Source organism: Megasphaera massiliensis (genome assembly GCF_036305205.1).
Taxonomy (GTDB): domain Bacteria; phylum Bacillota; class Negativicutes; order Veillonellales; family Megasphaeraceae; genus Megasphaera; species Megasphaera massiliensis.
In genome coordinates, this window is the sequence record NZ_JAXIXE010000032.1 from 1 (window position 1) to 20,757 (window position 20,757).

A 20,757-nucleotide genomic window follows, 5' to 3' on the forward strand; every position below is an offset into this window, starting at 1 on the left:
GTCCAAAGGCTGGACATCCCTTTCAGTTTTGGAAATTCGTTACGAAGAACATGAGAAGAAGCTCCTTTTATCTCCTTCATAATTTCGGCAGGCGACTGCTTCGGCCAGCATTTCAAAAAAAGATGAACATGGTCAATATGGCACTCCATCGCGAGAATTTCGATTTTGAGTTCCTCGCATTTCTGTCGAGTTAGTTCTTTAAAACGTTCTTCCACCCGTGGAATAAGAAATATTTTACGCCGATATTTTGGACAGAATACAAAATGATAGTTGATGAATGACACGGTGGTTTTTGTTCTAAAATATATCGTTTCCATGTTTATATTATAGCATGTTTGTAGATAAAATAAAATATACTATCTACAAACAGCATTCATCCAACGATTAAAATTGTTGGCTTTCTGCCAAACAATCCGTAAAAAAAATAGTGGTGCCATGAGAATGCACCACTATTTTAAATGACTTACACCGTTCAACACTGCGAAAAGAACCTTCTTCGACGGTGCAGAAATAAGGCCTTATTTTCCGCAGTAAGCGATGACTTCGACTTCGACGAAGACGTCTTTGGGAAGATGGCTGATTTCGACGCAAGACCGAGCCGGCAGGGTCTTCTGGAAATATTTGCCATAGACTTCATTGACGGCGCCAAAGAAATTGATATCCGTCAGATATACCGTCGTCTTGACGACATTATCGTAGCTGAGACCGGCTTCTTCCAAGATAGCGCCGACGTTCTTCATGCACTGTTCAGCCTGTCCGACGACCGTTCCGGCAACGACTTTGCCTTTTTCCGGGTCGATAGCGATCTGGCCGGACGCAAAGAGGAAGTCACCGGCTTTAATAGCCTGAGAATAAGGTCCTACGGCACCGGGAGCCTTGGTTGTGCTGATAACTTGTACTGCCATGTAAATGCATCTCCTTTAGAATGAATTATCATCTTTATTATACCTTAATCGCCATAAAAAAGCGATATGTTAGCCATTAGACAACGCCTTACGGTTCTTCATCGTTCTTGATCAGATGACCGTCTTGATCGTACTTCTTCTTGTTCAGGCCGCAGGCGAACCAGGCGATGATGACGGCTGCCATGTAGACCCACGACGAGAAGATGGACATCCGCGTGTCGGGATTATAGAGCATGCCGATGGTGACCAGGACCAGGAACAGGATGCAGAAGTAGTTGGAATACGGATAGAGGGGCGATTTAAATTCGTGCTTAGCCATGACTTCCGGGCCCCAGGCCTTGCGGAAGTTCTTCTGGGCATAGGCCAGGACGAACCAGGCGACCATGCCGGGGAAGACGGAGGCGCTGTATAAATAGAGGAAGAGCTTCGAATTCGGAATCAGGTAGTTCAAGATAACGCCGATAAACAAGACGATGATGGTAACACTGATGCCGTTGCGGGGAACGCCGGATTTCGACAGTTTCAAGAAGCATTTCGGAGCCTGGCCGTTCTGCGCTAACGTATAAATCATGCGGGCCGAGCTGTACATGCCGCTGTTACAGCCGGAAAGGGCTGCCGTGAGGACGACGAAGTTGATGATGGCTGCGGCCGACGAAATACCGACTTTGGCGAAGGTCATGACGAAGGGGCTGCCGATGTAGCTGACTTCGTTCCAAGGATAGATACAGAGAATGACGAAAATCGAGCCGATATAGAAAATAAGAATACGCCAAACGATATTATTAACAGCTCGTTTTAAAGTATGTTTCGGATTTTGAGCCTCCCCGGCCGTAATGCCTACCAGTTCGACGCCCTGGAAGGCCGCCGCAACGACGCACATAGCAGCCAGCATGCCGCCCCAGCCGTTAGGCATGAAACCGCCGTGTTCCCAGAGGTTGCTGAAACCGACGGCAACGCCGGCATTGCCGAAACCAAAGAGGATGACGGCACCGCCGACGATGAGCATGACGATGATGGTGACGACCTTGATGAGGGCGAACCAGAATTCAAATTCCCCGTAATACTTGACAGCCGCCATGTTGGCCACGGCGACGACGGCCATCCCGGCCAGGGCCGATATCCACTGGGGCAGCAAGGGGAACCAATAGTGGACGTAAATGCCGACGGCCGTGACTTCCGAGAGGCCGACGGCGACCCACAAGAACCAATAAGAGCAGGCCGTAAGGTAGCCGATAAAGGGGCTGATATACTTGTGGCCGTAAGTTGCAAAAGAGCCGGTGACCGGTTCCTGATAGAGCATTTCACCCATGATACGCATGATAAAGAACATGACGACGCCGGTTACGGCATAACAGATGAGGACTGACGGCCCTGCCATTTGAATCGTATTGGCCGATCCCATGAACAGGCCGACGCCGATAGTCCCGCCAAGGGCGATCATTTCAACATGACGGGGCTTTAAGCCCCGTTCTAAGTTCTGCGCCCCTTCTTTATGGTCTTCCATTTCAATTTCCTCCTTATTTCATCATGACGAAGTAATGATTGTCGCGAAGGACATTCATCAGCTTTTCAACGTGCTTTTCATTGGCCGTTTCCAATTCCAGCGAAACCGCCGTCGTACCCATGCTGATGCCGTGCTGGCTCCGTTCATGAGTAATGGAGAGGACGTTGGCACTCGTATCGGCAATGATCGACAGGAGCTTGACCAATTCGCCGGGAACGTCGGGAATGATGGTCTGGAAAAAGATTTTGCGCTGCGAGCGGATGAGGCCTTGATTGATGACCCGGGTCATGTTGTTGACATCGATGTTGCCGCCGCTTACCAAGGCTGCGACCTTCTTATTGCGGATGCCGGAAATCTTGCCGTTCATGAGGGCTGCGACCGGTACGGCACCGGCCCCTTCGGCAACGGTCTTGCCTCGTTCGAGGAGGATCAGGATGGCACTGGCGATTTCCGATTCATCGACAGTGACGACTTCATCGACATATTTCTGACAGATGGAGAAGGTCAAATCGCCGGGCACCTTGACGGCAATCCCATCGGCTAAGGTTGCTTTTCCGTTATAGGCAATGGCTTGGCCGTTTTCAAGGGAAACTTTCATGGACGGCATGTTTTCCGTCTGGACGCCGATGACCTTGATTTTCGGATTGACGCTCTTAGCCGCTACGGCCAGGCCGGAAATGAGGCCGCCGCCGCCAATGGGGGCTATGATGGCATCGACATCGGACAGCTGTTCCATGATTTCAAGGGCAATCGTCCCCTGGCCGGCAATGACTTCCGGATCGTTGAAGGGATGGACGAAGGTGTAGCCGTGTTCAGCTGTCAATTCAACGGCTTTAGCTGCCGCTTCATCGAAGAAGTCGCCGTGAAGGACGACGTTGGCTCCATAGCCTTTGGTGGCCGCAATCTTACTCAAGGGCGCATGTTTCGGCATGCAGATGACCGATTGACAGCCGTATTCACTGGCTGCCAGGGCGACGCCTTGGGCGTGGTTGCCGGCTGAGGCTGCAATGACGCCTTTTTCCCGTTCTGCCGGCGTCAGCGATGCAACCTTATTATAGGCACCGCGCAGTTTAAAGGAACCGGTCCGCTGGAGATTTTCCAGTTTTAAAAAGACTTTACAGCCTGCCAGATCACTGACAGAATTGCTGTACGACAGTCCCGTCTTTTGGGCGACTCCTTTCAGCCTCTCCTGGGCTTCTTGGATCATTTGTAGGGTTACTTGTTGTTCACTCATGTTGTTTGCTGCAAAGGCAGCGTCCCTCCTTTTAATTTATAATAATGCGTTTTTGCTATCTTTACTATACGCTTTCACCTGTCTATCGTCAAGAGAGTTACGTCCTCTAAGTCTTTTTACAAGAGACGTATGTTTATATATTAAGGATTTTCCCTTATTAATTTTACATAATTAGATTTTTATTATGCTAAATTATAAATATCAAAAATATTTTAACGATATGTGCTGATTCTGTAACATATTGGCAAAAAAATAAAGAGTCATCTCAATGAGACAACTCTTTATCGGTGTGGTGACCCCTACGGGATTTGAACCCATGTTCTCGCCGTGAAAGGGCGATGTCTTAGACCACTTGACCAAGGGGCCATGGCTCCTCAAGTAGGACTCGAACCTACGACAAATCGGTTAACAGCCGATTGCTCTACCAACTGAGCTATTGAGGAATAACTCATTTCGGCCGCTCCGACCGGAACAAGTGTTATTATACTAGAACTCCATAGAAAAAGCAAGTACTTTTTTTATAAATTTCACAAACTTCCCCTTCCCGCTTCACGAAGGGCCGGATCGGGACGGCCCAGGAAGTGAAAGTAGGCAATGAAGCAATAGAGCAAGGCCAACAATCCGATGCCGGCTCCGACGTAACCGATATAAGGCAAGAAGCCGTAGGCCATGGTCCGGCCGCCGATCCAGGTTCCCAATCCGATGCCGACGTTGAAGATGCCGGAAAAGATGGACATGGCAACCGGCGTCGCTCCCGACGGGACCTGTCGAATGAGTTCGGCCTGGAAGGTTACATTAAACAAAGTCGACGAGCAGCCTAACATCAGGCAGACGGCCAGCATCCATTCCCATTGCGACGACGCCAGCTGCCACAAGGCGAGCATCAGGACCAGGCCGATGAAGCCCAGGCGGATGATGCCGTAGCGGTAGTGATTGTAAAAATGAGAGAAAATATAGCTGCCCATGAGGCCGCTGACGCCGAGGAGCATGAGCGTCGACGTAATGCCGTCAGCACTGAACTGCGCTACCAGCTTCAAGAAAGGTTCGATATAGCTGTAAACGGTAAAATAGGCCGTCGCAAACAGGACGGAGATCAAGTAGACGCTGACGACGAGGGGATTTTTTAAGAGTCGCGGCAATTCGTCCCGCGAAAAAGACGAATGGCTGCGCTGGGACGGGACGAAACGGAACAAGTAGACCAAAACCAACAAGGCCACGACGGTGATGCTGACAAAGGTCATGCGCCAACCGGCATAAAGGCCGATGACCCGCCCCAAGGGAAGGCCGAAGATCATGGCTACGGACGAGCCGGTAATGATCATGCTCAGGGCCAGAGGCCGATGTACCCTGGTGACTAAGCGGGCCGCCATGGGTGCCGCAATGGACCAGAAAACAGAGTGGGCACAGGCGACCAGGATACGGGCTGCGACCAGCATGGGATAGTTGACGGCAATCCCCGACAGGAATTGCCCTAACGCAAAGACGCTGAGCGTCGCCAATAAGAGTTTCCGCAGTTCAATGCGGTAGAGCACCAGCATCAGCGGCAGGGACAATAAGGCCACCATCCAGGCGTAGATGGTAATCATGATGCCCGTCTGGTCTTCGGTCATCCCGAAGGACTGGGAAATATCGATGAGCAGCCCGATGGGCATGAATTCCGATGTATTGAAAATAAAGGCCGATACGGTAAGCCCTAAGAGGGGCAGTACATATTTTAAAGGAATAGTGCGAAGCATGAGAGTCCTCCTTTTTGCAAAATTGAACTTCTTTATGGTACTCGCCGTCCCTGTAAAAGTCAAGATTGTTTGGTATGCAAAAAAAAGAAACCTGCCATGAGACAGGTTTCTTTAAGGAGAGTACAGTCAGTGTATTCTAACCGGACGATCTTACATCATGCCGGGCATGCCGCCCATACCGGCCGGTGCTGCCGGAGCTGCCGGAGCCGGTTCCGGTTTGTCAGCAACCAAGGTTTCCGTCGTGAGGACGAGAGCTGCGATGGAAGCTGCATTCTGAAGAGCCGTACGGGTTACTTTGGCCGGATCGACGATACCGGCTTTAACCATATCGACATATTCTTCTTTAAGGGCATTGAAGCCTACGCCGTCTTCAGATGCTTTAACCTGAGCGACGATGACCGAGCCTTCGAGGCCGGCGTTTTCAGCGATCTGACGGAGCGGAGCTTCAACAGCGCGTTTGACGAGGTTGATACCGGTCTGAATGTCGCCTTCTTCTTTGAATTCGTCGAGGGCCGGGAGGATGTCGATGAGCGTCGTGCCGCCGCCCGATACGATACCTTCTTCAACAGCTGCGCGAGTAGCGTTGAGGGCATCTTCGAGACGATATTTCTTATCTTTCAATTCGACTTCCGTAGCAGCGCCGACTTCGATGACAGCGACACCGCCGGACATCTTAGCCAAACGTTCCTGGAGTTTTTCTTTATCGAAATCAGACGTCGTGTCAGCGATCTGAGATTTGATCTGAGCTACGCGTTCTTTGATGGCCTGAGCATCGCCGTGGCCTTCAACGATCGTCGTTTCATCTTTCGTTACGCGGACCTGGCGAGCCGTGCCGAGGTCTTCCATGGTAACGCTGTCGAGTTTACGGCCGACATCTTCTGTGATGACCGTAGCACCCGTAAGGGTTGCAATATCCTGAAGCATCGCTTTGCGGCGGTCGCCGAAGCCCGGAGCTTTAACAGCAACGGCTTTGAAGGTGCCGCGGAGGCGGTTGACGACCAAGGTAGCGAGAGCTTCGCCTTCGACGTCTTCAGCGATGATGAGCAGTTCTTTGCCGGACTGAACGACTTTTTCGAGAACCGGGAGCATTTCCTGGATCGAAGCGATCTTGCGGTCCGTAATGAGGATATACGGTTCGCTCATGACAGCTTCCATCTTATCCGGATCGGATACCATGTACGGGGAGATGTAGCCTCGGTCGAACTGCATGCCTTCGACGACGGAGAGCTGCGTGCCCATGGTCTTCGATTCTTCAACGGTGATGACGCCGTCATTGCCGACTTTTTCCATAGCGTCAGCGATGAGGCCGCCGACTTCTTCGTCATCTGCAGAGATAGAAGCTACCTGAGCGATGGAAGCTTTGTCGGAAACGGGGATCGAACGTTTTTTGATTTCTTCGACGAGTTTCGCCGTAGCTTTTTCAATGCCTCGTTTGAGGATCATCGGATTGGCACCGGCAGCGACGTTGCGCATGCCTTCTTCGATCATAGCCTGAGCCAGGATCGTAGCCGTCGTCGTGCCGTCACCGGCTACGTCGTTGGTCTTGGTAGCGACTTCTTTGACGAGCTGAGCGCCCATATTTTCAAAGGGATCTTCCAATTCGATATCGCGGGCGATGGTAACACCATCGTTGGTGATCGTCGGAGCCCCGAATTTTTTATCGAGAACGACGTTGCGGCCTTTAGGCCCCAAGGTAACTTTTACGGCATTTGCCAAAGCGTCGACGCCTTTGCCGAGAGCACGACGTGCATCTTCATTGAACAAAATCTGTTTTGCCATCTTTAACACACTCCTATATGAAAAGTCAGTAGTTTTAATTTATTAGATAATAGCCAGAATGTCGCGTTCGCTGACGATTAAATAATCGGTGCCTTCGAATTTGACTTCCGTACCGGCATATTTCGAGAAAATGATTTTATCGCCAACTTTAACATCCAATGCAAGGCGTTTCCCGTCATCCAGAAGCTTGCCCGAACCGACGGCGATGACTTCACCCTGACTCGGTTTTTCTTTAGCGGTGTCCGGTAAAAAGATACCGCTTGCAGTTTTTTCTTCTTGTTCCAATACGCGGATAACGACGCGATCTCCTAACGGTTTTAACATTGTATATTCCTCCTTAGACGTAAGTTGCTAGTCTTTATCAGCACTCTTCACTTCTGAGTGCTAACTTACAATATATATATTAGCCATTAAAGGTGAAAAAGTCAAGGCTTGGGCCTCAACTTTTTCTTTAACGGCTTTATTTTTTTTGACCTTTTATCTTTTCCGCTCCGGCAATGACCGATTCGGCCACTGTTTTCAAGGGTTTACGGTTCTTCATGCTGTATTGCTGGAGGCGCCTATAGGCTTCGTCTTCTGAAATATGATATAAGTCCATGAGACATCCCTTGGCCCGATCGACGGCCTTGCGCGTTTCGATCCGGTCGTTCATCTCTTCCAGCTGCTTGGCTGCTTCCCGCTGGCGGCTGAATTGAGCCATGGCGATTTCAATGGCCGGAAAGAGGTTTACCGGGCTCACCGGTTTTACCAGGTAGCCGAGAACGCCCGAGTCTTTCGCTTTATCGACCATGTCCTCCTGGCTGTATGCCGTAAGGAGCAGCACCGGCGCCAATCCTTCATGACCGATCATGCGGGCAGCGTGGATGCCGTCCAGGCGCGGCATCTTGATATCTAATAAGACGATATCCGGCTTTTCCCGGCGCACCAATTCCAGGGCCTCCAGTCCGTCTGCCGCTTCACCGACGACGGTGTGGCCGGCATCTTCCAGCATTTCACATAAATCCATTCGAATAATCGATTCATCGTCCCCTATTACAATGCGATACCCCATGTTTTAGTCTCCCCTCTTTGACAATGGAAAGCGAATGACCGCCGCCGTCCCCTGCGGCTGCGCCTTAGAAAAGGCAATCGTTCCGTGCAGATCCTTTTCGATCAGCGTTTGCACGATGGCCATGCCGAGATGTTTTCGCGTCGTTTCCTTTTCGGTCTGGTCCATGCCGACGCCGTCGTCACAGACGGTAATGACGCAAGATTCTCCTTCACAGCGAATCGCAATGGAAATCACGCCGTCCGACCGGCCTTCAAAGCCGTGGATGATGGCATTGGTAATGAGTTCATTGAGGATCAGGGCCAAAGACGTGACGACATCGGAAGAAAGGAGCAGCTTTTGGCCGGAAAACTTCGTTTCGACGCGGCATTCCTTACTGACCAAGCTGTGGGCCAGGAGGTTGAGCAATTTTTGAGCGACGTCGGACAAATTGATGTTTTCATCGTCGTCATAGGACAGGGTTTCATGGACCAGAGCAATGCTCAAGATCCGATTCAGGCTCTCCTTTAAGACGTCCCGTGCTTCGTCGCTGGCCGTCCGCCGCATCTGCATCCGCAGCAGGCTGGCAATGGTCTGCAAATTATTTTTGACCCGGTGGTGGATTTCCTTGATGACCGACGTCTTGACCATCAATTCCGCTTCTTTGCGATGGAGTTCGGTCCGTTCCGTCAAGATGGAAATGACGCGCCGCACCTTGCCGCGCTGCAAAATGGGAATGACCCGCCGCGACACGACGGCATCGCCGACAGTGATATCGTCCGCCAGGCCGTTGGCCGTGGCCAAGACCTGTTTGCCGCCGGTCACATCGAGGCTGGTATTGTAAATATTGGTCCCCGTAATGATCCCGTGCTGACCGCACATGTGGAGGATACTGTCGGCCATGTCGTCGGCATAAATGACGATGCCGTTGCAGTTGACCAGGACGACGCCGTCCTGAATCGATAAGGGCCGGTACATGGAATGAAAATCCATCGGCACTTGGAGGGAGAGAAACGCCGTTTCCGTCAATAACTCCCGGTTATCCTCGACGACGCCGACAAAGGCGATGACGGCAATGGTCCTGCCGCCGTTATCGACAAAGGGATAAGCCACAATGGGCGCTGTACGGCCGTATTCGATTTCCTTTTCCCCATGCATGGCCTTGCCGTCTTGAAAGACCTGATAGTTGAAAGGTTCTTCATAATGAGAAAAGACCGTCCCCGGTTCGGCCAGTTCATTTTGCCGCCCCTTCTGCAACAGCGGCGTCCGATGAGCGGCCAGGACCAGCGTCCCCTTACGCCGTCCGGGCACGTAGACGAAGAGCTCCCGGTGCGACAAGTCGCTGGCAAACTGCAGCAGCTCTTCACTATTTTGTAAGATATGGATCTGAACCGGCGACAGCGTGCTGGCTGTCCGGCAAATGGGTGCAAGTGCAGTCACGGAAATCCCCCCAGTACGGCCTCAAAGATTATTCCCCGGTAATCGGCAGGGCCGGTTTCGCATTGAGTGTCAAATCGGCAAAGCAGCCGGCCTTAGCCATATAGTAAGCCCGACAGCCAATCATGGCTCCGTTATCGGTGCAAAGGATCGGATCGGGATGGTAAAAGGCATAGCCCTTTTTATCGCAGGCCTCCTGCATGGCCGCCGACAGGCAGCCATTGGCAGAGACGCCGCCGGCCAGGACGATTTTTTTGGCCCGGCTGTACGAAGCAGCATCCATCGTCTTTTCCACCAAGGTTTCGACGACGGTCTTTTGGAAGCTGGCGGCGACGTCAGCGGCATTATAGGACTCGCCCCGCTGTTCCTGGGTATGAAGATAGTTGAGGACGGCCGATTTCAAGCCGCTGAAGCTGAATTCAAAGTTATGCCGTTCATGAAGGGCTTTCGGAAACTCAATGGCATCAGGATTGCCGTCTTTGGCCAGCTTTTCAATCTGCGGGCCGCCGGGATAGGGATAGCCCATGACCCGGGCAATCTTGTCGAAGGCTTCGCCGGCCGCATCGTCGCGGGTCTGGCCCATGAGCTTGAAGGAGTTATAGTCATTGATCTGGACGAGCTGCGTATGGCCGCCGGAAACGACGAGGGCCAAAAAGGGCGGTTCCAGTTCGGGATGGCTGAGGAAGTTGGCAAAAATATGGCCTTCCATGTGGTTGACGCCGACCAAGGGCTTATCGGCAGCAAAGCTGATGGCCTTGGCCGCAGCCACACCGACTAAGAGGGCGCCGACCAAGCCCGGGCCGTAGGTGACGCCGATATGGTCGATATCGGCGAGGGTGACCTTGGCCGTATCGAGGGCTTCTTTGATGATGGGCATGACGTATTCAATGTGTTGACGCGAGGCGATTTCCGGTACGACACCGCCGAATTTCCGGTGGATCGGTACCTGCGTCGATATGATATTGGAGCGAATGTGACGGCCGTCTTCGATGACGGCAGCCGACGTTTCGTCACAACTGGTTTCGAGTGCTAAGGTGTACATAGATTTCATCCTTTTCTATAATAAATGGCTGAGCCATCGATAATTTTCTTTGGTGCAGTTCATAATGTAAGCATCTTCTACAGGCTGAGAATAATAGCCCTTGCGAATGGCCGTCTTTTCGTAGCCCAGCTTTTCATATAAGGCAATGGCGGCCCCATTCGACAGGCGTACTTCCAAGAAAACGGAGCGGCAGCCGTCATGAAACAGAGCTTCCATAGCCGTCCGCAGCAAGGTTTCGCCGTATCCGAATCCCCTGGCCGACGGGCGGACGGCGATGTTAGCCAATTGACCTTCGTCGGCAATAAGCCACAGATCGGCATAGGCTGCCACCGTCCCGTCGCCTGTTTCCAAGACATAATAGCGGGCGACGCGGTTATCGAATTCTGCCCGCAGGGATTGGTGAGACCAGGGGGAAGAAAAGGACGCCTCTTCAATGGCGATGATGTCCGGCAAGTCCTGAAGCACGGCCCTTCTGATCGTTACTGACATGGTGCGCTGCCGTGCCGTTTTTCCCAAAGGACTTCGGCTTCACTGCGGCGAAGGTACGACGGAGTCAAGGTCATGCAGTCGTCGTAATCACCGGCGGCAAAGCGGACGTTTGCCCCGAGGGCTACGCTTCCGGCACGGGGAATGACCATCGTCGGCGGTGCCATGCGGAAAAGATAGGTCCGGCCTTCGATTTTCCCCCGCCCTTTCAAGGAGCCGTCGCCGCAGAAGACGACGGGCTGTCCTTCGCCTTCCAAGGTATCCAACACTTCTGTGAGCGGTGCGATATAAATGTCTTTTTCCGTCACCAGCTTGGTCCGATCCCAGCGGTAGACGCCGGCGTAGACATTGCCCTTTTGGGCATCGATCAAGGTGCATACCCGGTCGGATGTACCGACAAAATTATAGGCCAGGCTGATGGGGGTGGTCACGCCGACGATGGGAACATTCCAGGCAAAGGAAAGTCCCTTGGCCGTCGCAAGACCGATGCGCAGACCCGTAAAAGAACCGGGGCCGACGGACACGGCCACGCCGTCGATTTGAGATTTCGTAACCGAGGCTTTGGCCAGCATGTCGGCAATATGGGGCATGAGCTGTTCTGAATGGGTCAGCCGTGCCTGGATCGTAAGTTCAGCCCGCAGGGTGTCTTCGTGGAGCAAGGCGACACTCGATACGAGGCTCGATGTTTCAATGGCTAAGAGCATATTTCTGTACCTCATTTTCTATAGACTGCCAGCGATTTCCGGAAAAGTCGAAGTGAAACAGGCGTTCCGTCGGGCTCATCTTTTCGATGGTGACGACAGCTGCATCGTCAGGCAGGCGGTCCGGGAATTTTTCAGACCATTCGATGACCGTGACACCACTGTCGATATAGTCTTCAAATCCCAGATCGTCGAGTTCATATTCTTCTTCCAAGCGATAAAAATCGAAGTGCTGAAGAGGAATTTTATTTTCATAGTAATTTAATAATGTAAAAGTCGGGCTGACGACGACATCGTCAATCCCCATTCCCTTGGCAATGCCCTGGACAAAGTGGGTCTTGCCGGCGCCCAGGTCACCGCGCAGAGCCAAGACAGAACCATCCGTCAGCAAGGGGCCTAAAAAGGCGCCGAGGGCGATGGTTTCTGCCTCGGAGTGCGTTTTTATATCGATTGACATAGGTTTATCTCCTCTCAAAGTGATCCCAGCCCTTGGGCAAGAGGACCGACTCTTTCCCGTCATGCTGCAGCAGTACTCGCCCGACGCCTGCGCGGACAGTACCGATAGGCGTAACGTCGGGATAGTCGGATTTAAGGGCTTTAAAATCATCAGGGGCCATGGTGAAGACCAATTCATAGTCTTCGCCGCCGTTAAAGACGAAGTTCAGCAGGTGTTTACCCGATTCGTCAGCCCAGGCCTTCAATTCCGCACTGGTCGGAACGGCACTGCCGTCGATGACCAGTTCCACGCCGCTGGCTTTTGCGATTTCATTGGCTTCACTGGCAAGGCCGTCGCTGATATCATTCAGGCTGTGGCAGCCATGTTTTACCAAGAGCCGGCCTAATTCGATGCGCGGCACCGGGCATTGATGGGCCTTTTTCAAGGATTCGTAGCCGCCTTTTCCTTGGAGCAGTACATCGAGGCCGCCCGAAGAGTCGCCGACCGTATGAGAGACGGCAATGATGTCCCCGTCCTTAGCGCCGCTGCGCCGCAGGGCTTTTCCGGCTTCGATTTCACCGAAGGCAGCGACGGTGATGACGGCACCTTCTTTCGCCATGACCGTATCGCCGCCGAGGATATTGACTTCATACTGCCGGCAGATATCCTTGATACCGCGATACAGTTCGACGACATCATCGATTTCCATGGACGATGTCAGTGCCGTCGACAAGACGACCTGCGTCGGGACGGCTCCCATGGCTGCAATATCGCTGAGATTGGACGCTACCGATTTAAAGCCGACGTCATACCACTGGGCCGTCTTTCCAATAATGAAGTGGCTGTTTTGGACCATCGTATCGATGACCGTTACCTGCTGCCAGCCCGGCGTCGTCCGGTAGACAGCGCCGTCATCACCGATGCCGATGACGACATTTTCCGGATGATATAAGGTATTTTCTTTGATAATATCGATTAAGCCGAATTCTCCGACATCTGAAATTTTCATGACAAAACCTCCCGGTCTTTATGCTTCATACGAAATTCCATGGTCTTCGCACCATTTCTTGGCAATCTTTTCGAATTCCATCTGCTGGAAGGTGTACCAATATTTGACGAGTCCCATATTCCGCAGTTCCTGTTCGAGCTGGCTTAAGGACTTGCCGGCTTCGATAGAGGCAGCAAAGGCTGCACGCTGGTCGGCATCCTTCATCATGGGAACAAAGCCCTTTATCATTTCGGGCAGATCCAAATCGGCCTGCGTCGGCAGTTTGATATAGTCGTCAGGATGAGCCGCTACGTCATTATCGGTCGGTTCATTCCCGGGAATTTCAGTCACCAAGGTCAATTTGCCGTCATCTTTATGTACATAGAATTTAAGGTACGGATTATTTAATTCAAAAGCTTTCAATAAGTCTTCCAATTGAACTTTCATCGAGTATACATCCCTTTCATCTGATCCAACGTATTTACTTATTATAGCATGGATAGGACACTGTCAAAAGGAAAAAAGATTCGTAAAAAAGCCATCAACAAAATGTTGATGGCTTTTGATGGTGAACTGCATAAACGTTCATTCTAACCTTTTAACGTTTTATATAAATCACTTCATATGCTCAAAATGTGTCGCTTAGCGATTATTTTTCGGTTCTGGCCCATAAAGCCGTTCCATGCCAGTCTTAGTTACAAGCCAAATTCGTTTAGACTTTTTTGCTTCCACTCCAATGTTGAATCGTGGTGGCCGTCCCTGCCTTTCGATACATGCCTGTCTCAGTGTATCCGTTGCTTTTCCCCAGCGTTCGGCAGCTTCTTCCAAACTCATTACTTCTTTCAATGCTTTTTCACTAAAATCATTATCCATGCTCCTACCATCCCTCCTGAAACAAATGTCTTGATACTATACCAATCGAATTTAAAATCAAAGTTGGCCATGATGACACCTAGTACAAAAATAATTCCAAATATAGTTATTTTCTTCATTTTTTTCGCTCCTTTTGATATAATAAGAGCAGGTCGGGGGCTTCGCCCCCTTCCCACTCTCGCCTTGCTAACGTTTGTGCTTCCGACGGCTATGACGTTTGCGAGGCTTTTTTGGTTTGGTCTTTTCTCTAAGTCCTAAGGCTTGTAATATCAAGCCTATGACTGTTAGCGTGACCGAAATCCAAAACTTTGTATCATCATCCATTTTTATCACCCCCTCTCTATATTTATATTATACCGTATATGCGGTATTTAGTCAATAGAAAAACACAAATTTATTGTATATTCTTGTAAAAAATAAGTCCCAGCGTAATGCTGGGACTTTGTCGTTAATCAAGTTATTTAATTTGCCGAGCTTATGTTCTCGTCTTATATAATACATATTAATATAAATACACTTAGTCAAAAACAGAGATAGGCTAACTTCGTCCCTATAATTGACATCTGCAGTTTATGCAGTTCTAGTGTTTTTTGCTTTTTATAAAGAAACGCCAGTATTTGTATCCGTAATTAGAGGCTACCATGCGCTGTCCCCATCGATTAGTGTATTCTTTACAGCATACCCACCGGCCAACTCCATCAGATTCAATCCAATTGGTTGATTTCATATGAGTCTCCCTTCCGGAGACTGTTGCAAAACGCGCTTCATAATGCTAAAATAGCTTTGAAATCATATTTTAGGTTAGCCTCATTATGAGGTACATCGTATACTATTTAGCTGCAACTCAATAGTATACGGCAACAGTCACCTGGTTATTCAGCCACTAGGTGGCTGTTTTTTTAATGTAAACATATCTATCCCTTCCTTCTATTTTTTTGAACTTGAGCCGCGCTAATTGATATCCCGTAGCTATTAGCAATTTTTTCCACACTTTTCCCTTGTAAAAATTTGTGTGGTGCCAGTAATTCACCAGCAAAAGCATTGGCTTGCCACTCTGGATCGCAGTAAGCTGCTACTTTATCGCTGGTATTTCTTGCTAATGATAAATTTTTCATATTATGCAACAACAAATGTCCTAATTCATGAGCCATGGTTAACCGATCCCTGCCATACCCTTTACAAGCACGGTCATACACGTCTTCTCTAATCCTTATAACATTTTTTCCGATCAATGTTTCTCCATGCTTATCTCCCATCGAAGCACAATCGACTATTTCAAAAGTTACCCCGATACTTTGAAGAATGTATTCGTAAATCCTGACAATATCCACATAACCATCTTCTTCTAGTCCAAACATGATGCGGATTTTCCTTGCAAATTCTCTGATTTGTTTTAAAGATAATGGATCAACAATAATACCAGTCATGTATCAACCATCCTTCCGACTCAAAATTTTTCTAATTTCAGCTAGTTGTTCATCGCTTAGGTTTGAAAACTGTCTTGCTAATTTTAAAACGGTCGCTTTTTGATTAGCGTTGGCGTCAGCAAAACTAATTTGAATGTTAGTTCGTGTATCATCTTCAGCTTTTTCTAATTCCGCAATTGTTGTCTGATTTAATTGATAAATTTCTGCAACTGATGCAGTCATATTATCCGGAATTTGTCGTTTGCCATTTTCTATCGAAGACAAATAAGCAGATGTGATACCAAGTTTCGCTGCCATATCTTTCAGCCGCTCATCCCTATCTATCCTAATCTTACGTAGGATTTTTCCATAATTAGTTATCATATCAAGCCTCTCCTTCGTGTCTACTGTATTGTTTATATAATTAACATCTTTGTTAATTATATATCACTGTATGTTTATTTGTCAAGTCAAAAAAGCCCTGGCGATGTGCCAGGGCTTTTTCATGTCATTGAACAAACTATTTGTATTTTTCTACTATGCCTTTGCTGTCGTGTCGGTTGTGCTCTTGCTAAATACCAGCTTCATCAACCAAATAGAACAATTGATTACAAGCGGCAGAATAATCAAATCGCGGGCTTTGTTCCAGCCTGTTTCAGCGCCTGCCTGCGCCTGAATCTGCGCCACAAATTTGTCCGCCACCGCTTCAATAGCATCCATACCTTCATTTGTCATGCTGGATACAATCTGAGTTTTCGCGACTTCCGTGACTTCATCAACGTTAAGTGCATCTACTAAGCCGTCCCGTACTTCCGTCCATTTGCTCATTCTACATTCCTCCCAATCATGAAATAATTTGAAAATCGGTTACACCTCTGGCGATTGCCGCGGCAAATTCATCCTGCTTCATTGCCAACAGTGATTCGTCATGATCATTGCTAATAAATGCCAGCTCGACAAGAATTGCAGGGCAATCAGTATTACTGATAACATAAAGGCCATTCTTCCCTGGCACTGCTTCTTTCACGCCTCGGTCTACTGTATGCATCGTGTCTATAATTTGCTGTTGCACACATCCTGCCAGTTTATACCCATTTGTTGACCCAGGATAACAGAACGTTTCTGTCCCAAGTGCCGCCGGGCTATCTGCAGAATTGCAATGAATAGAAATGAAATAATCAGCGCCACTGGAATTTGCGGTTTCGCAAATTTCATACAAACTGTCTGACTGAAGCAATTCAGTTTCTACCCCCACCGCGTTCAAATAGCTTGCTACAGCTTTACCGACGGCCAGAGCTACATCACATTCACGCAGGCCCGTTTCTTCATTGACGGCACCCGGATCCGGCTTCCCGTTCGGCGCATGACCAGGATTTAAAAATACTTTCATGATTTTTCTTCTCCTTTCTTATCGGTTAATTGTTCTAGTGTATCTCGTAGTTTTTGTGGGATAGGCAATCCCGCTTTGGCTGAATTTTCAATAATTGATAGTCCTTCATTTCCAAGGAAAAACCACACAACCAGTGATTGTACAGCAGGTTGCCCAGTTGCTCGATCTAATTCATGAGCCAATGCAACCAATAACAATATCACGATTTTTTTGCATATTCCTTTAAATCCACGCTGACTATTTAGTTGCATATCAGGGTTGATATATGCTGCCAAAATTCCCGTAATATAATCAATAGCCATGGCCACTAATAGAGCCTCAATCACATCATTCCAACCAATTAAATACGAAAACGCAGTGCCAATACATGACACTGCTGTTCCCCATCCGATTTGATGACCGGATGGGGCGATCTCGTGAAAAAAAGCAAGTAGTGTATTCATTATGATTCACCACCTGCTTTCGTTGTTCCCTGTTCGTTGCTTTCGCTTTGCGTTTCTTCAGTATAATTCACGCATTTCAGGTTCTGACATGTGCCATCATCTCTCAACGGATGGGCACAGAATTTGCATCTTTTCTTTAATTTAAAAGCCATTATTTATCGCTCCCTTCTGTTGCCGCCACAAGTTCGGCTGCGATAGCACCACTCTGTTCCTTGTAGTATGCAGTCAGATCCGCAAATTCGCTTTGGATACTTTCGGCGGTATCTGTATCGCCGTTGAGGTTTGCAACTAGCAATGACTGTCCCAGAGCTTGTTGTGCTGACGTATATTCCGCATCAAGCGCCGCTTGCTTGTTTGTAGCTATTTCTTCAGCAGTTGGCTCCGGCGGAACGTATGTGACAGGCTGTCCGGTTTTGGCATCTCTGATACATCCGCTATTGAGATACTTATTGTATGTATCAGCATCTACAATCTCTGCAACAGCTACATTTTCTGTCTGTTCAATTTCTGATAATAGTGCTTCTACTTTTTCTTTATTTCGAGATTTTTCTGGATTAAAATCGCAAATACGAGCTATGACACGGAATCCTTTATCATCAAATCCGACCCCATAAAAATCAACATTGGTATGAAACATAGTTTTCCTCCTATAATACAATATTATTAACAATAAATGAGGAGTGATATTATGAAAAATCCTAACGGATATGGTTGTATTCGTCTTATGTCCGGTTCACGGAGGAGGCCGTATGCTTTTATAGCTACGGTAGAAGGGAAGCAGCATTACATTGCTGCTTTTGAAAGTGCATACGAAGCAAAAATATTTCAAGCTCGGTATTATGAAGAACATCATCCCAATCACCTTCCTTCTCGCAGAAAAAGCATCACATTTTCAGAATTATATTACAGATGGTATCCTTTCCATTTAGCTGAAGGAGCCGAACTGTCTGAGAGTACCAAAGTCAGTTACCAAAATTCTTTCAAACATTGTGCCGCATTATATACCCGACCATTCGCCGACTTACAATTCTTAGAGCTTCAGGCTGTCATTGATAATATGCGCCATCGCCAAAACCTCTCGTATTCTAGTTGCAAAAAAGTCAAGAATTTATTAAGTCTACTGTTTAAATACGCTCAAAAATCAAATATCTGCAGCACGAACTATGCCGAGTTGCTATCAATTGGCAAGAATCGGCCAGTATATCCGCACCACATTTTTTCACGTCAAAAAATCAATAGACTTTGGAATATTGCTGATTTTCCTGGCTGTGATACTATCCTCATTCTTCTCTATTCTGGATTACGTGTAAGTGAACTGTTGGAACTGGAAAAGAAAAATATTAATTTACGGCAACGTTATCTTCGGATAACGAAGTCTAAAACAGCCGCCGGCATCCGCGTTGTACCTATTCACTCGCGAATTCTTCCTATCGTTGAAGTAAGACTTCACGGTCCAGGAGCATATCTCATCAGTGATCAATCTGGCAAACCTTATGATTATTCTCGGTATCGTTCATCCATCTGGAATAAAGTCATGAACCGTATCAATGGCCAGCGCCATACTCCACACGACACCCGGCATACATTTGCTACATTGCTTGATAACGCCAATGCTAATGAAAATGCTAAAAGAAAAATTCTTGGCCATGCCAACGGAGACATTACTGACCGCGTCTACACCCATAAATCAATCCGACAACTCAGAAAATGTATCGAACTCTTACAATAAATTGCTCATGATCTGCTCAAAACAAAAACGCCGAGGATGCATACTAAAAGCGTCCTATGGCGTTTTTCTCTGATCATAATCTGCTATTTTAAAATTTCATAAAATTCACCTTTTTGAAAACATTTAGAACCCCCCAAAACAGCCATAATCAGCATAATTCAGCGTTTCTCATTTTCTGTAATTTAATTGATAATTAGTAGACTAAAAGCATTGGAATCACATTCTTTCTTTTAATGAAACAGTGGGTATATGCGCTTGCATCCGACAGGAATGTCGGGCATGATTTTAACTTGCCGCTAAGCTGCTCCGTCTATGCGTATTCGATTTGTCACCAGGGCTCATCTCCAGGTGCCGTAGGCATCGAAAATGGAAAAGCATACGATTCCGGATGGACCGATACCCCTGTATGGATTATCGCCATCGGCAGTAAGTAGACAGTGGGGAAATATCACAATAAGTAGTGGCTCAAACTTCGGATACTTTACATACCCACTGATTTATCCAACTCAAGCGAAGTCTGTCGTTTTAACGCATATGAATAATAACCATACAGTTTTACATGCCGCAGTCTATTTAGACTCTCGAAGCCGCTGTGCGTTGTATGGCGAAACTACATTTCTGACGGATACAAAATTTTACATCATCACAATAGGCTCTTAAACAGTGGGTAACTAAGTCCGAAACTCTCGATAATGATGAAGGAACCTATATTATTCTACCAATAGCGTTCCCAACCAAGGGTATAACTGCGGTTCTTAGCGACACCTGGGGACGATTATCTAATTCAAGCGCGATGGCAAATCAAACAGAAGGTGCAAGCATAAATGCTGTAACCCAAAATAGTGTACAGATTATAAATTATTGGTCCGGCGGTTTGAAGACTAATGTTACTGTCTTAGCATTAGGATGCTAAACAGTGGGGAGGTTTAACGATAACTAATGGTTTGAATTTCGGATACTTTAACTATCCATTAATTTTCCCCAATAAATCAGCGAGTGCCGTATTAACACACATGAATAATAGTCACATAGTTTATCACGCTGCCGTCTATTTAGACTCAAGAAGTCGCTGTGCACTATACGGGGAAAAGAGTTTTGATACAGATACAAAATTTTATATAATTGCCATCGGCTATTGAACAGTGGGGAAGTGCCGTAAGCAGCCAATGGGGTGGAGTCTTAACATTTACGTATCCAATCGCATTGCAAAATAGAGTACTGTACGCCGTAGCACAGGAAGAAAATCCATATGCATGGCGAGAAAATCAATCCGTGTCAATATCATCTGCGTTTTACAATCAATCGTTAGCATCATGTCAAGTTATAGCTAAAACTATCACAAACGGCGGCAATGTGCTCGACCAGGATTCATCTACAAAAGTTTTGATCATCGGTTATTAAAAGCCAATTGCTATCCAACCTACACCCCATCCGCTTAGCTTCGAATGATCGGTATTTTTACGTAAAACTATAGCCACTTGGGTAGTATTGCGATTCTCGCTAGATATATAAGCAGATACCGCATCTAATCCGTTATGAATAGCTACTACAATCGGAATTCGTATTTTAAAAGAAATTGGAAATGATACCCAGGCCGTACCGGATTCATTTGTTTCAGTCAATCCCCACTGTATACCTATA

25 protein-coding genes, 2 tRNA genes and 1 pseudogene are annotated in these 20,757 nt (G+C 47.9%); 3 read left to right on the forward strand and 25 right to left on the reverse strand.

What is annotated here, in order from left to right; genetic code table 11:
* The 24 genes from tnpA to UCI88_RS06095 form a co-directional block, all read right to left on the reverse strand.
* A partial coding sequence (tnpA, locus tag UCI88_RS05980; protein WP_330024115.1) for an IS200/IS605 family transposase occupies positions 1 to 317 on the reverse strand: 317 nt, incomplete at its 3' end.
* Between the two features lie 201 nt (positions 318 to 518).
* Entirely contained in the window at positions 519 to 905 is a 387-nt protein-coding gene (locus UCI88_RS05985; protein WP_044503115.1) for a RidA family protein, read from the reverse strand.
* Positions 906 to 993: 88 nt separating this feature from the next.
* Positions 994 to 2,409 carry an amino acid permease gene (locus UCI88_RS05990; RefSeq protein WP_044503116.1) on the reverse strand — a complete coding sequence of 472 codons (1,416 nt, stop codon included), beginning with the start codon at positions 2,407 to 2,409 and terminating at the stop codon, positions 994 to 996.
* A gap of 13 nt (positions 2,410 to 2,422) precedes the next feature.
* The gene (gene ilvA, locus UCI88_RS05995; RefSeq protein ID WP_256179409.1) at positions 2,423 to 3,643 is read right to left on the reverse strand and encodes a threonine ammonia-lyase; all 1,221 of its coding nucleotides are present in this window, start codon (positions 3,641 to 3,643) and stop codon (positions 2,423 to 2,425) included.
* A 290-nt stretch (positions 3,644 to 3,933) separates the two neighbouring features.
* Positions 3,934 to 4,009 (reverse strand) — tRNA-Glu (locus tag UCI88_RS06000).
* A gap of 1 nt (position 4,010) precedes the next feature.
* Positions 4,011 to 4,086 (reverse strand) — tRNA-Asn (locus UCI88_RS06005).
* An 84-nt stretch (positions 4,087 to 4,170) separates the two neighbouring features.
* Entirely contained in the window at positions 4,171 to 5,379 is a 1,209-nt protein-coding gene (locus tag UCI88_RS06010; protein ID WP_256179408.1) for an MFS transporter, read from the reverse strand.
* Between the two features lie 150 nt (positions 5,380 to 5,529).
* Complete coding sequence (gene groL / locus UCI88_RS06015) at positions 5,530 to 7,158, reverse strand: chaperonin GroEL (RefSeq protein WP_256179407.1); 1,629 nt, start codon at positions 7,156 to 7,158, stop codon at positions 5,530 to 5,532.
* A 42-nt stretch (positions 7,159 to 7,200) separates the two neighbouring features.
* Complete coding sequence (groES, locus tag UCI88_RS06020; protein WP_044503120.1) at positions 7,201 to 7,482, reverse strand: co-chaperone GroES; 282 nt, start codon at positions 7,480 to 7,482, stop codon at positions 7,201 to 7,203.
* 136 nt (positions 7,483 to 7,618) lie between these two features.
* Positions 7,619 to 8,209, reverse strand: a complete 591-nt coding sequence (locus UCI88_RS06025; RefSeq protein ID WP_044503121.1) for an ANTAR domain-containing response regulator — start codon at positions 8,207 to 8,209, stop codon at positions 7,619 to 7,621.
* Positions 8,210 to 8,212: 3 nt separating this feature from the next.
* Positions 8,213 to 9,625, reverse strand: a complete 1,413-nt coding sequence (locus UCI88_RS06030) for a histidine kinase N-terminal domain-containing protein (protein ID WP_256179406.1) — start codon at positions 9,623 to 9,625, stop codon at positions 8,213 to 8,215.
* Between the two features lie 28 nt (positions 9,626 to 9,653).
* Entirely contained in the window at positions 9,654 to 10,664 is a 1,011-nt protein-coding gene (gene tsaD / locus UCI88_RS06035; protein WP_256179405.1) for a tRNA (adenosine(37)-N6)-threonylcarbamoyltransferase complex transferase subunit TsaD, read from the reverse strand.
* Between the two features lie 15 nt (positions 10,665 to 10,679).
* Entirely contained in the window at positions 10,680 to 11,153 is a 474-nt protein-coding gene (rimI, locus tag UCI88_RS06040; RefSeq protein WP_044503124.1) for a ribosomal protein S18-alanine N-acetyltransferase, read from the reverse strand.
* Positions 11,144 to 11,854: a tRNA (adenosine(37)-N6)-threonylcarbamoyltransferase complex dimerization subunit type 1 TsaB gene (tsaB, locus tag UCI88_RS06045; protein WP_256179404.1), complete on the reverse strand. Its 711-nt coding sequence runs from the start codon at positions 11,852 to 11,854 to the stop codon at positions 11,144 to 11,146. Before tsaB ends, rimI begins: the two co-directional genes overlap by 10 nt.
* Positions 11,838 to 12,308 carry a tRNA (adenosine(37)-N6)-threonylcarbamoyltransferase complex ATPase subunit type 1 TsaE gene (gene tsaE / locus UCI88_RS06050; RefSeq protein WP_044503126.1) on the reverse strand — a complete coding sequence of 157 codons (471 nt, stop codon included), beginning with the start codon at positions 12,306 to 12,308 and terminating at the stop codon, positions 11,838 to 11,840. Before tsaE ends, tsaB begins: the two co-directional genes overlap by 17 nt.
* Before the next feature lie 4 nt (positions 12,309 to 12,312).
* A complete protein-coding gene (gene thiL, locus UCI88_RS06055; protein WP_044503127.1) occupies positions 12,313 to 13,296 on the reverse strand; it encodes a thiamine-phosphate kinase in 984 nt (327 codons plus the stop codon).
* Positions 13,297 to 13,314: 18 nt separating this feature from the next.
* Positions 13,315 to 13,722: a hypothetical protein gene (locus UCI88_RS06060; RefSeq protein WP_044503128.1), complete on the reverse strand. Its 408-nt coding sequence runs from the start codon at positions 13,720 to 13,722 to the stop codon at positions 13,315 to 13,317.
* A 195-nt stretch (positions 13,723 to 13,917) separates the two neighbouring features.
* Positions 13,918 to 14,148, reverse strand: coding sequence for a helix-turn-helix domain-containing protein (locus tag UCI88_RS06065; RefSeq protein WP_302173394.1), 231 nt, complete (start codon positions 14,146 to 14,148; stop codon positions 13,918 to 13,920).
* A gap of 914 nt (positions 14,149 to 15,062) precedes the next feature.
* On the reverse strand, positions 15,063 to 15,575 hold the full coding sequence (locus UCI88_RS06070; RefSeq protein ID WP_330024119.1) for an ImmA/IrrE family metallo-endopeptidase: 513 nt from the start codon (positions 15,573 to 15,575) through the stop codon (positions 15,063 to 15,065).
* Between the two features lie 3 nt (positions 15,576 to 15,578).
* Positions 15,579 to 15,938: a helix-turn-helix domain-containing protein gene (locus UCI88_RS06075; RefSeq protein WP_303150207.1), complete on the reverse strand. Its 360-nt coding sequence runs from the start codon at positions 15,936 to 15,938 to the stop codon at positions 15,579 to 15,581.
* A 153-nt stretch (positions 15,939 to 16,091) separates the two neighbouring features.
* On the reverse strand, positions 16,092 to 16,382 hold the full coding sequence (locus UCI88_RS06080; RefSeq protein WP_303150205.1) for a hypothetical protein: 291 nt from the start codon (positions 16,380 to 16,382) through the stop codon (positions 16,092 to 16,094).
* 16 nt (positions 16,383 to 16,398) lie between these two features.
* Positions 16,399 to 16,944 (reverse strand): N-acetylmuramoyl-L-alanine amidase family protein, encoded by a 546-nt coding sequence (locus UCI88_RS06085; RefSeq protein WP_330024122.1) that lies wholly within the window; start codon positions 16,942 to 16,944, stop codon positions 16,399 to 16,401.
* On the reverse strand, positions 16,941 to 17,387 hold the full coding sequence (locus tag UCI88_RS06090) for a phage holin family protein (RefSeq protein ID WP_303150200.1): 447 nt from the start codon (positions 17,385 to 17,387) through the stop codon (positions 16,941 to 16,943). Before UCI88_RS06090 ends, UCI88_RS06085 begins: the two co-directional genes overlap by 4 nt.
* 151 nt (positions 17,388 to 17,538) lie before the next feature.
* Positions 17,539 to 18,024, reverse strand: coding sequence for a hypothetical protein (locus tag UCI88_RS06095; protein WP_303150197.1), 486 nt, complete (start codon positions 18,022 to 18,024; stop codon positions 17,539 to 17,541).
* Positions 18,025 to 18,075: 51 nt separating this feature from the next.
* On the opposite strand from UCI88_RS06095, the gene UCI88_RS06100 reads away from it, so the two are divergent.
* The 3 genes and pseudogenes from UCI88_RS06100 to UCI88_RS11485 all read left to right on the forward strand — a co-directional run bounded on the left by UCI88_RS06100 (position 18,076) and on the right by UCI88_RS11485 (position 20,517).
* On the forward strand, positions 18,076 to 19,116 hold the full coding sequence (locus UCI88_RS06100) for a tyrosine-type recombinase/integrase (protein ID WP_330024123.1): 1,041 nt from the start codon (positions 18,076 to 18,078) through the stop codon (positions 19,114 to 19,116).
* A 926-nt stretch (positions 19,117 to 20,042) separates the two neighbouring features.
* Positions 20,043 to 20,255 (forward strand): annotated as a pseudogene (locus UCI88_RS11480) (hypothetical protein); the annotation flags it as partial.
* Positions 20,239 to 20,517 (forward strand): gp53-like domain-containing protein, encoded by a 279-nt coding sequence (locus UCI88_RS11485; RefSeq protein ID WP_462677390.1) that lies wholly within the window; start codon positions 20,239 to 20,241, stop codon positions 20,515 to 20,517. The pseudogene UCI88_RS11480 and the gene UCI88_RS11485, both read left to right, overlap by 17 nt.
* Here UCI88_RS11485 and UCI88_RS06105 read toward each other — a convergent pair.
* Positions 20,514 to 20,757 (reverse strand): gp53-like domain-containing protein (locus UCI88_RS06105; RefSeq protein WP_330024124.1); only part of this gene is annotated, 244 nt, incomplete at its 5' end. The two genes, UCI88_RS11485 and UCI88_RS06105, sit on opposite strands and share 4 nt — an antisense overlap.